Consider the following 9,209-nt stretch of genomic DNA (forward strand, 5'->3'; position numbering starts at 1 on the left):
GGCTCACTGGCTCACTGGCTCACTGGCTCACTGGCTCACTGGCTCACTGGCTCACTGGCTCACTGGCTCACTGGCTCACTGGCTCACTGACTCACTGGCTTGGATTGTTCTAATAATCAGTTCTCTAAGTTATGAACCTCTATGTGCAAGTAAACTGATCGAGTACCAAATTTAAGTCAAAAAAAATGCCAATCATGTGATTGGCATTTTATGATTCAAACGTGATTATTGGTATTTATAACCTTCGGTTTGCTTCTGTTCTGAATAGTCTAGCTTTTCATGGGTCTTACCCATTGCTTCAGCGACTTCAGGCGGCATATAGTTTTCATCATGCTTAGCGAGCACTTCTGTAGCTTCAATAGTGTCTTCGCTAATCAACACACCTTGTGCAACGATACCTTGTCCTTCACGGAATAAGTCAGGCAATAGGTCATCAAAAGTGACAGTAATTGCACCACCAAAAGCATCATGAATTTCAAACTCTACATGTAAGCTATTTGGGTCACGAACCATGGTTCCTTCTGTTACCATGCCACCAACTCGAATGCGTTGGCCGATTTCCGGTTTCTCACCTGTATCCTTCTTACCATTGACGATTTCATATGGAGTAAAGAATAAGTTCAAGTTTGAGTTAAGTGCATATAATAGCAATGAAGCAATACCAGCAACACCAGCAATCAATGCAACGGCAAGTGTGAGTCTTTTTTTACGTCTTGAGTTCACTATCTACTACTCCTAGTTTCTTTTAGGCGGTCTTCTCTTTCCATCTTTTTAGCGATTTCCAGTAAGACTTTCTTTTTTTGGCGAAGGCTTAAGAATAATAAGATTCCTAAACTGCCGAACGTAACACCGTATGACAGCCATACATAAAAAGCATAGCCGCCCATGTTTAAAAATTCTGAGAACGATTCGAATTGTATCATTTCGATGCCTCCGCTTTAGCTAATTCTCTTACCCAAGGGCGCATACCATTTCTAGCTAAAATTTCAGCTTTGTAGCGCACTAATGTTATTGCACCAATCATTAGACCGAAACCAAAGATATTGATTAGCAGTGGTGCAAGCATTTCCATCGGCATTGCAGATTTTTCAGTAATTTTAATCGTTGCAGGCTGATGCAAGCTACTCCACCAATCAACCGAGTACTTAATAATTGGAATATTAATGACGCCGACAATTGCTAGAATACCAGCTGCGCGAGCTGCTAGTACTTTATCTTCAAAAGATGCATATAGTGAAATGACACCTAGATATAAGAATAGTAGAACTAATTCTGAAGTTAAGCGCGCATCCCATACCCACCAAGTGCCCCACATAGGTTTACCCCATGATGCACCCGTTAATAATGCGATGAAGGTAATGACTGCACCAATTGGTGCAATTGAAGCAGCAACCCAGTCAGCAGTCTTAATTTGCCATACAATGCCAACGAATGAAGCTGATGCCATAGCCATGTATGCAGCCATTGACATTGAAGCCGCTGGTACATGGATATAGATAATTCGGAAACTTTCACCTTGTTGGTAATCCATTGGCGCAAACAACATGCCCCAAATAGTACCAACACTGATCAGCAATATGGCTGAAAAAGCAAACCAAGGTAATAGTGTTCCTGCTAATTTATATGCACGCTCTGGATCAGCGTAAGAATGAAGCCATTTCCACATATCAGTTTGTACTCACTCGTAATGATGCACCAATAGCAAATGGTGCCATAATTAATGATCCGACCAACATTGCACCAATAATGGCAAGTTGTCCGGTATAAGGTAAATTTAATCCTGCTGCATCTATAGCACTAGTTGCAAAGATTAAAACGGGTATATAAAGCGGTAAAATTAGCAAGCTAAGTAATACACCGCCTTTTCTCAAACCTACGGTTAATGCAACACCGATAGCTCCTAGAAGCGAAAGCACTGGGGTTCCCACTGTTAAGGTGAGTATCAGTGCAGTATAGCTATTGCTTTCTAAATGCAACAATACTGCTAATAGTGGAGCTACCAAAATCAATGGTACACCAGTTAAAATCCAGTGAGCCAATACTTTTGATAATACTAATATAGGCAAAGGCTGTGGACTTAACAGCATTTGCTCTAAACTACCGTCATTAAAATCTGCTTTAAATAATCGTTCTAGTGATAACATCGAAGCCAGTAGCGCTGCAACCCAGATAATGCCAGGTGCAACTCTAGAAAGAACCTGAGGTTCTGGGCCTATCCCTAATGGGAATAAGGTGACGACTAAAACGAAAAATAATAGCGGATTGAAAATATCGCCACGATGCCTGACCGCAATTTTTAAATCCCGTTGCAACAATGTCAGGAATGCTTGAGTGTAACTGATGCCTCTTTTCATTGTTGTACCTTATACGAAACGATAGTCTAATTTGATCTTGCGAAGGACATCATCGGTTATCAGACTCATGTCTTGGTGAGTGGTCATGATTACGCAGCCACCTCTTTGAGTATGTTCGATAAACAATTGTTCCAACTCTTCCACACCTTTTTTATCAATTGCTGTAAATGGTTCATCTAAAATCCAAATACGACAATTAGTGTGCCAAAGGCGTGCTAGTGCAGTCCTTCTGTGTTGGCCTGCTGATAAATGTCCAGCGAGTGCCTCTTCGAAGCCGCCTAGATTAACTTTTGCGAGTAAATCATAACTATCAAAGTCATCATACCCGCTTAACCTTAAATTGAAGTTAAGGTTTTCATCTGCTGTTAACTCACTTTTAACACCTGCTAAATGACCAAGGTAAAGTAAGTCTTCATTAAATTCGTCACGACATTGGTTAATGTCGGTATCAATGTATTGTATTTCGCCAGCGTAAGGTCGGGACAATCCGGCAATTATACGAAGTAAACTGGTTTTACCTGCACCATTTGGACCTTCGATTTGGACAATGTCACCAGCATTAATTTCAAAACTTAATTGATCAAAGAGAATGCGGTCTTCACGAATACAAGTTAATTCGTTTGCCCTGACTAACGATTTCTGTTGATTGCTGTCTGTCACTTAGCCCTCGTTAATGAGTTGAGGATGAATACACAATGAATATTAACATAAACACAATTAAGGGTTTAGCATTCAAGTCATCTATGTGCTAGGTATTTGAAGTGGTTCCAATAAAATACATCTTATGTGAACTTTTTCATGATTCTCTAATATATTACTGTATATCGGTTTATTGTCTTATTTTGAATGAGAAGGTGAGATTCTTATCACAAAAAGGTGAGTTTTATTGAAGTTTGTAGTAATCTGATGACGATTTAATAAGTCTGCCTGCTTGAAAGGTGGCATTGAGCTTTGAATTTATTTGCATTTAGGAACGATGAACATGAAAAAATTATTAGCAATGACTGCAGTTGCTGCATTGACTTTGTCTTCGAACGTTTTCGCTCAAGATGGCGAAGCTGTTTATAACAAAGCGTGTCAAGTATGTCACAGCATGGGAGTTGCTGGTGCACCAAAAGCACACGATGCCGCTGCTTGGGAGCCTCGTTTAGCTACTGGTATGGATGCATTAGTAGGTACTGTTAAAACGGGTAAAGGCGCTATGCCACCAGGTGGTATGTGTACTGACTGTACAGATGAAGATTACCAAAAAGCAATTGAGTTTATGTCTAAGTAATATTTAGCAGACTCAAAAAAACCGGCCTATAGCCGGTTTTTTTATGCGTACAAATTAGTACGCATTCAGTAGATTACTAATTTACTGTACAACAGTATCTAAAGTTAGAGTCGCTTCTTTACCGACTTCTACAGAAGCTACAACACCTTTTAAGTCACCAGTTTGAGCTTTAACGCTACCGTGTTTAGACAAGACTGCAATGATTTCGACATTTTCTGCATTGCTTAACTTAACATCACCACCCATAGACGTTGTATCATCTAATGTGACCGTAGTAGGTAGGCTGTTTGCGCTAATTTTGGTTGCTGCAAGTGGTACTTTAGGACCTTGAGTTGAACGAGCAAAGATAAACACCATGTCAGTTGAACTGACTTTATCAGCTAGCTCTGGTGAAATAACAATCTCAACATCGACAGTCTTAGCTGAAGTCCCTTGTGACATTGGGTTATGGTTACTGTCATTTGGCATAACGCCTGTTTCAGCAGAAATTCTCATTTTAGCTGATTCAATTGCATTCATTACTGCTGTGCGGTCAATATCGCTACGTCCACTATCTAAGATAGTTTGCCAAGCTGTAATCGCCGCTTGGTAGTCAGCTGTAAAGAATGAATCCATACCGACAAGCAGTAATGTTGATGGATCCTGTGGATCTAACGCCAATGATTCATCTACTAGCGCTTGGATCTGAGGATTCATTTGTTGGCCATTTTTGTAGTACATAGCTGTCGCTTTAGGACCAAGCAACTCTGCAGCTGTACCAACTAATTCCATTACTTTGTCAAATGATGCAATAGCATGATCAAACTGATTAGCTGAAATATATGCATGACCTAAACTGAACCAAGCTTGGCTATTTTCAGGATCTGCTTGAACTTGTTGCTCCATCATCTGTACGCGTTGAACCATGATTTGCTCGTTCGTCATACCTTGGTGCGGGCTTGCTTCAGCTTGTGGTGGATTAGCTATCTCTTTATATGCACCAAGCTGTTGATAGAAATATCCAGAAATAGCTAAAAGACAAATAGTCATCACTGATGGCCATAAGATCCCTTTTGCTTTTATTTTCGTATCAAGCGAATCATCGCCTTCTTGCTTCATATCTTGTAGAAGGCCAATTTCGAGTTCTTTTTTTAGTGCATCGAACTCTGCTTGATCAAGTAAGCCTTCTTCGAGTTCTTTTTCCAGAACGCTTGCACGTTCATTAAATAGCTCTAAGTTTGTTTGCTTACGCACGCCTGATTCTTCAGCAGATAACATTTTTTGCTGACGAAAATGTGGTACCCAAATCAGCATTAAACTGATTACTACGACAAGAGTAATAAATATCCAAAATGTGGTCATTGTTTCAATATTCACTTTTAGGTTGCTGAAAAAACAGGGCGGATTTGCCGCCTTACTTGAGCTAGATTATACGTAAAGATGATTCATTGAACAGTAATATACGAAATAACCGAGCCAGAATCGTCATAGTTGGGCACTGCTTCACAGATTATTAAGCAATAAAAAAACTTACGAAACTAAAGTGAACTTTTTCTGTCATATGCTGAACAGTTGATAACTAGGTGTTTTTTCTCTCCATTTTTTTGAGAATGAGACAAGTCACCCAGTTTTGCATGAAAGTGGCAGACATAAACAACAGCAACTACTAAAATATACACAAAATTCGTATTAGCTAATGTTAATATCACTGTTTTAAAGCATTATGTTAGATATGCGTTGGTTTAACCTTTTATATGGTTAAGGCAACTTTTTTAAAATTGAGGAATACCCATGATCCCAGAACTTGGACACTTCTCGCTCATTATCGGTTTGGCTTTCGCCATTCTTTTAATGACCGTGCCGTTATTTGGTGCAGCCCGTAAGGACCAGTATCTCGTAAGATATGCTTGGCCTATTTGTTACGGTATGTTCTTTTTTATCACTCTTTCGGTCATCAGCTTAGGCTATAGTTTTGCTGTTGATGATTTCTCTGTGGCATACGTTGCACATCACTCCAACTCACAACTTCCTATTTTCTTTAAAATAGCGGCAGTTTGGGGTGGCCATGAAGGTTCATTACTTTTCTGGGTATTTTCACTAACGGTTTGGGCTGCTGCAGTTGCTACCTTTAGTAAAGGCATGGAAGAAGTATTCATCGCTCGGGTGCTTTCAGTACTTGCAATGGTGATTGTTGGTTTCACATTATTTATGATTCTAACATCTAGTCCATTCGAACGTATTTTCCCAATTCCAATGGAAGGTCGCGACTTAAACCCAATGTTGCAAGATGTGGGTCTTATTTTCCATCCTCCAATGCTTTATCTGGGTTATGTTGGTTTTGCTGTTAGCTTTGCTTTTGCTATTGCTGCCTTAATGAGTGGACGTTTAGATTCTGCATGGGCTCGTTGGTCACGTCCTTGGACATTAGCAGCTTGGGTATTCTTAACAGGCGGTATCTCTCTTGGTTCTTGGTGGGCATATTACGAACTAGGCTGGGGCGGATGGTGGTTCTGGGATCCAGTTGAAAATGCATCATTTATGCCTTGGTTGATTGGTACCGCACTTGTTCATTCACTTATCGTGACTGAAAAACGTGGTGCCTTCCGTAACTGGACAGTATTACTTTCTATCTTTGCTTTCTCATTAAGCTTACTTGGTACCTTTATCGTTCGTTCTGGTGTATTGACCTCGGTACATTCATTCGCAGCAGATCCTAGCCGTGGTATGTTTATCTTACTATTACTCGGATTGGCGATTGGCGGCTCCTTAACCTTATTCGCATTGCGAGCAAGTGAAATGAGTAGCCCAGCTCGATTTGAATTAAAGTCTAAAGAAACCTTCTTATTAGTGTGTAACGTGCTACTGACAGTTGCTGCTGGTACCGTGTTACTTGGAACACTATACCCACTGCTAATTGATGCATTAGGTATGGGTAAGATTTCTGTAGGACCTCCATACTTCAACTCAGTATTCGTGCCAATCGTACTAGTGTTATTTGGCTTTATGGGTATTGGCCCGATAATCCGTTGGAAGAAATCTAAAGCGGGCGAAATTAAGCGTCAGTTACTTATCCCAGCAATCGTTGCTGCAGTGATAGGCCTTGCAACACCGTTTATCGCAGGTAACGAATTAAACCTTTGGGTTGTATTTGGTATTGGTGCTGCGACATGGGTAGCATTGGCAACCTTCAGAGCAGCTTATAACTTACTGACTGATAAAAACGGCAAATTTACCATTAACAAAATGGGCCGCAGCGAAATGGGTATGATCATTGCGCATTTAGGTATTGCTGTTTCAATTGTGGGTGCCACTATGGTATCTAACTACTCAATTGAGAAAAGTGTTCGTATGGGCCCTGGTATCAGTGAAGAGTTAGCCGGTTACACCTTTAACTACATTGAAACTAAAAATGTGGTTGGTCCAAACTACACTGCGCAACAAGGTCAGATAGAAGTTTATCAAGATGACAAGTTTGTCACATTATTGCGACCAGATCGTCGTCAATATAATGTACGTACAATGGATATGACTGAAGCAGGTATTGATTGGGGCTTATTCCGTGATTTATATGTCACGATGGGCGACCCATTAAGTATGACTCAATTTGCTGTACGTCTTAACTATAAACCATTTGTGCGTTGGATTTGGTTTGGTTCAATCTTTATGATGGTAGGTGGTTTCCTCGCAGCGTCAGATAAACGCTACCGTGTAAAAGAAACCAAAACTGCTAAAGATGATGCAGAACAAGCAAAATTAGCGACTGCTTAATATATCGGAGAAAATATGAAAAAGTTGGTGCTGTTTATACCATTGGTATTGTTTTTGGGGATGGGAGTTTTTCTATATCAAGGGTTATTCTTAAATCCGCAAAAGCTGGATTCAGCACTAGAAGGAAAGCCGGTACCGGCTTTCCAACTTGAACGTCTCGAGACGCCAGGTGAAATACTAACGGAAGCGGATTTAAAAGGTGAAGTGTCATTAATCAATGTATGGGCAACGTGGTGCCCAGCTTGTAAATATGAACACCCATATTTAATGATGCTAGCTCGTCAGGATATTTTACCGATTTATGGTATTAACTATCGTGACGAGCGTGGACCAGCTATCAGAGAATTAAGCCGTGAAGGTGATCCTTATGCGATTAACATTTTTGATAAAGATGGCCGTTTAGGTTTAGACCTTGGCGTATATGGCGCACCAGAAAGTTTTATTGTTGATCATAATGGTATTATCCGTTTTCGCTATGCAGGTCCGATTGATCGCAATGTTTGGAGTGAAACGCTTTACCCAATGATTCAACAATTACAAGCTGAAGCTAAGCAAGACGGAGTATAGGAATGAAAACATTAAAAATACTTGCTGGGTTTGTGGCAAGTTTAGTTTTGGCTTTCAATGTTATGGCAACTCCAGTAGATACTTATGAATTTAAGTCTACGGATAATCAAAAGCGAGCATTAAGCTTAGCGCATGAATTGCGTTGTCCACAGTGTCAGAATCAAAACTTAATTGATTCTAACTCTCCTGTTGCTCAGGACTTAAGACTTGAAGTCTACACAATGGTAGATGAAGGTAAAAGTGATGCTGAAATCGTTGATTTCATGACAAGCCGTTATGGTGACTTTGTACTATATAAGCCAAGATTAGATCCAAAGACCTATATTTTATGGCTTGGGCCATTTGTATTAATGCTGATCGCACTTTATGTTGCATTGGTTGTGGTTCGTAAACAGCGTGGTAAATCAACAGCTGCTCCGGAAATGTCTGAAGCAGAAAGAGAAGAACTCGAGGCGCTGCTAAAAAGCAAACCAAGTGAAGGTGAAAAATCATGAAAGCCGTGATTAAAGCACTCGTGTTAAGTGCATTAGTCGTAACGGGTATTGTTAATGCTTATCCTGGAATGGAAAAGCAACAACAGCATGTTAGTAATTCAACTTTAGATAAAATCAATGTACTTGAGAATCCTTTTCCAATTGCACACATAGGTTTTAGTGATGCAGAAGGTAAAGAAGTCGATTTTGAAGCGCATAAAGGTAAAGTCGTTATCGTCAACATGTGGGCGACCTGGTGCCCACCTTGTGTAAGAGAGCTACCAGCACTAGACCGACTAGAACAAAGCCTAAGTAAAGATGAATTTGTCCTTATGCCAATCTCGATCGATGCTGAAGGTACAAAACAAGTTAGTCCATTCTTAGAGTCAATTGGTCTAGCGTCGTTTAACTCTTATTACGATCCAAGACAAAACCTACGTGAAGTGTTTCCACTAGACACAATACCAGCGACCTTTATCTTGAATAAAGAAGGAGAGCTTGTCGCTTACGTTAGAACTTATGTTGATTGGGATGATAAAAACGCTATCGCTTTTTTAGAGCAGTTTCAGTAATACATATATAGAAGACAAACTACAAAGCTAAGTATTGCGTTTAAATTAAGCAAAATTACGTAGGATTGATTAAAAAAGATCGCTTTTGATGAAAAACTCATCAAGCGATCTTTTTTTTGCGTTTTTATTACAAAAAGCCCTTGCACGGTTTCATAATCTCCCTATAATGCGCATCCACTGACACGGCAACAGGCACTAGCCAACACTGAGTCAGCTTGAT

General features: G+C 40.1%; 11 protein-coding genes. 5 read left to right on the forward strand and 6 right to left on the reverse strand.

Annotated features, from left to right (window positions below; translation table 11 throughout):
* Window positions 1-225 precede the first annotated feature (225 nt).
* From ccmE to ccmA, 5 genes are read right to left on the reverse strand one after another with little or no spacing between them, the layout of a single operon-like run.
* A complete protein-coding gene (gene ccmE, locus AN944_RS20540) occupies window positions 226-723 on the reverse strand; it encodes a cytochrome c maturation protein CcmE (protein WP_055026518.1) in 498 nt (165 codons plus the stop codon).
* On the reverse strand, window positions 723-920 hold the full coding sequence (gene ccmD, locus AN944_RS20545; RefSeq protein ID WP_055026527.1) for a heme exporter protein CcmD: 198 nt from the start codon (window positions 918-920) through the stop codon (window positions 723-725). The genes ccmE and ccmD overlap by 1 nt, the downstream gene beginning before the upstream one ends.
* Entirely contained in the window at window positions 920-1,666 is a 747-nt protein-coding gene (locus tag AN944_RS20550) for a heme ABC transporter permease (protein WP_055026519.1), read from the reverse strand. The genes ccmD and AN944_RS20550 overlap by 1 nt, the downstream gene beginning before the upstream one ends.
* 1 nt (window position 1,667) lies before the next feature.
* A complete protein-coding gene (ccmB, locus tag AN944_RS20555; protein WP_055026520.1) occupies window positions 1,668-2,354 on the reverse strand; it encodes a heme exporter protein CcmB in 687 nt (228 codons plus the stop codon).
* A gap of 9 nt (window positions 2,355-2,363) precedes the next feature.
* On the reverse strand, window positions 2,364-3,014 hold the full coding sequence (gene ccmA, locus AN944_RS20560) for a cytochrome c biogenesis heme-transporting ATPase CcmA (protein ID WP_055026521.1): 651 nt from the start codon (window positions 3,012-3,014) through the stop codon (window positions 2,364-2,366).
* Window positions 3,015-3,336: 322 nt separating this feature from the next.
* On the opposite strand from ccmA, the gene AN944_RS20565 reads away from it, so the two are divergent.
* Window positions 3,337-3,630, forward strand: a complete 294-nt coding sequence (locus tag AN944_RS20565) for a cytochrome c5 family protein (RefSeq protein ID WP_055026522.1) — start codon at window positions 3,337-3,339, stop codon at window positions 3,628-3,630.
* Window positions 3,631-3,711: 81 nt separating this feature from the next.
* Here AN944_RS20565 and ccmI read toward each other — a convergent pair whose 3' ends face one another.
* Entirely contained in the window at window positions 3,712-4,971 is a 1,260-nt protein-coding gene (gene ccmI / locus AN944_RS20570; protein WP_055026528.1) for a c-type cytochrome biogenesis protein CcmI, read from the reverse strand.
* A 429-nt stretch (window positions 4,972-5,400) separates the two neighbouring features.
* Here ccmI and AN944_RS20575 point away from each other — a divergent pair, with 429 nt between their 5' ends.
* The 4 genes from AN944_RS20575 to AN944_RS20590 are packed head-to-tail and all read left to right on the forward strand — an operon-like array spanning window position 5,401 to window position 8,989.
* Window positions 5,401-7,377 (forward strand): heme lyase CcmF/NrfE family subunit, encoded by a 1,977-nt coding sequence (locus AN944_RS20575; RefSeq protein ID WP_055026523.1) that lies wholly within the window; start codon window positions 5,401-5,403, stop codon window positions 7,375-7,377.
* 15 nt (window positions 7,378-7,392) lie between these two features.
* Window positions 7,393-7,944: a DsbE family thiol:disulfide interchange protein gene (locus AN944_RS20580; protein WP_055026524.1), complete on the forward strand. Its 552-nt coding sequence runs from the start codon at window positions 7,393-7,395 to the stop codon at window positions 7,942-7,944.
* Between the two features lie 2 nt (window positions 7,945-7,946).
* Window positions 7,947-8,438: a heme lyase NrfEFG subunit NrfF gene (gene nrfF, locus AN944_RS20585; RefSeq protein WP_055026525.1), complete on the forward strand. Its 492-nt coding sequence runs from the start codon at window positions 7,947-7,949 to the stop codon at window positions 8,436-8,438.
* Window positions 8,435-8,989, forward strand: a complete 555-nt coding sequence (locus AN944_RS20590) for a TlpA disulfide reductase family protein (RefSeq protein WP_055026526.1) — start codon at window positions 8,435-8,437, stop codon at window positions 8,987-8,989. The genes nrfF and AN944_RS20590 overlap by 4 nt, the downstream gene beginning before the upstream one ends.
* Window positions 8,990-9,209: the final 220 nt, after the last annotated feature.

The organism is Shewanella sp. P1-14-1, from assembly GCF_001401775.1.
In the GTDB taxonomy this organism is placed as follows: Bacteria; Pseudomonadota; Gammaproteobacteria; order Enterobacterales; family Shewanellaceae; genus Shewanella; species Shewanella japonica.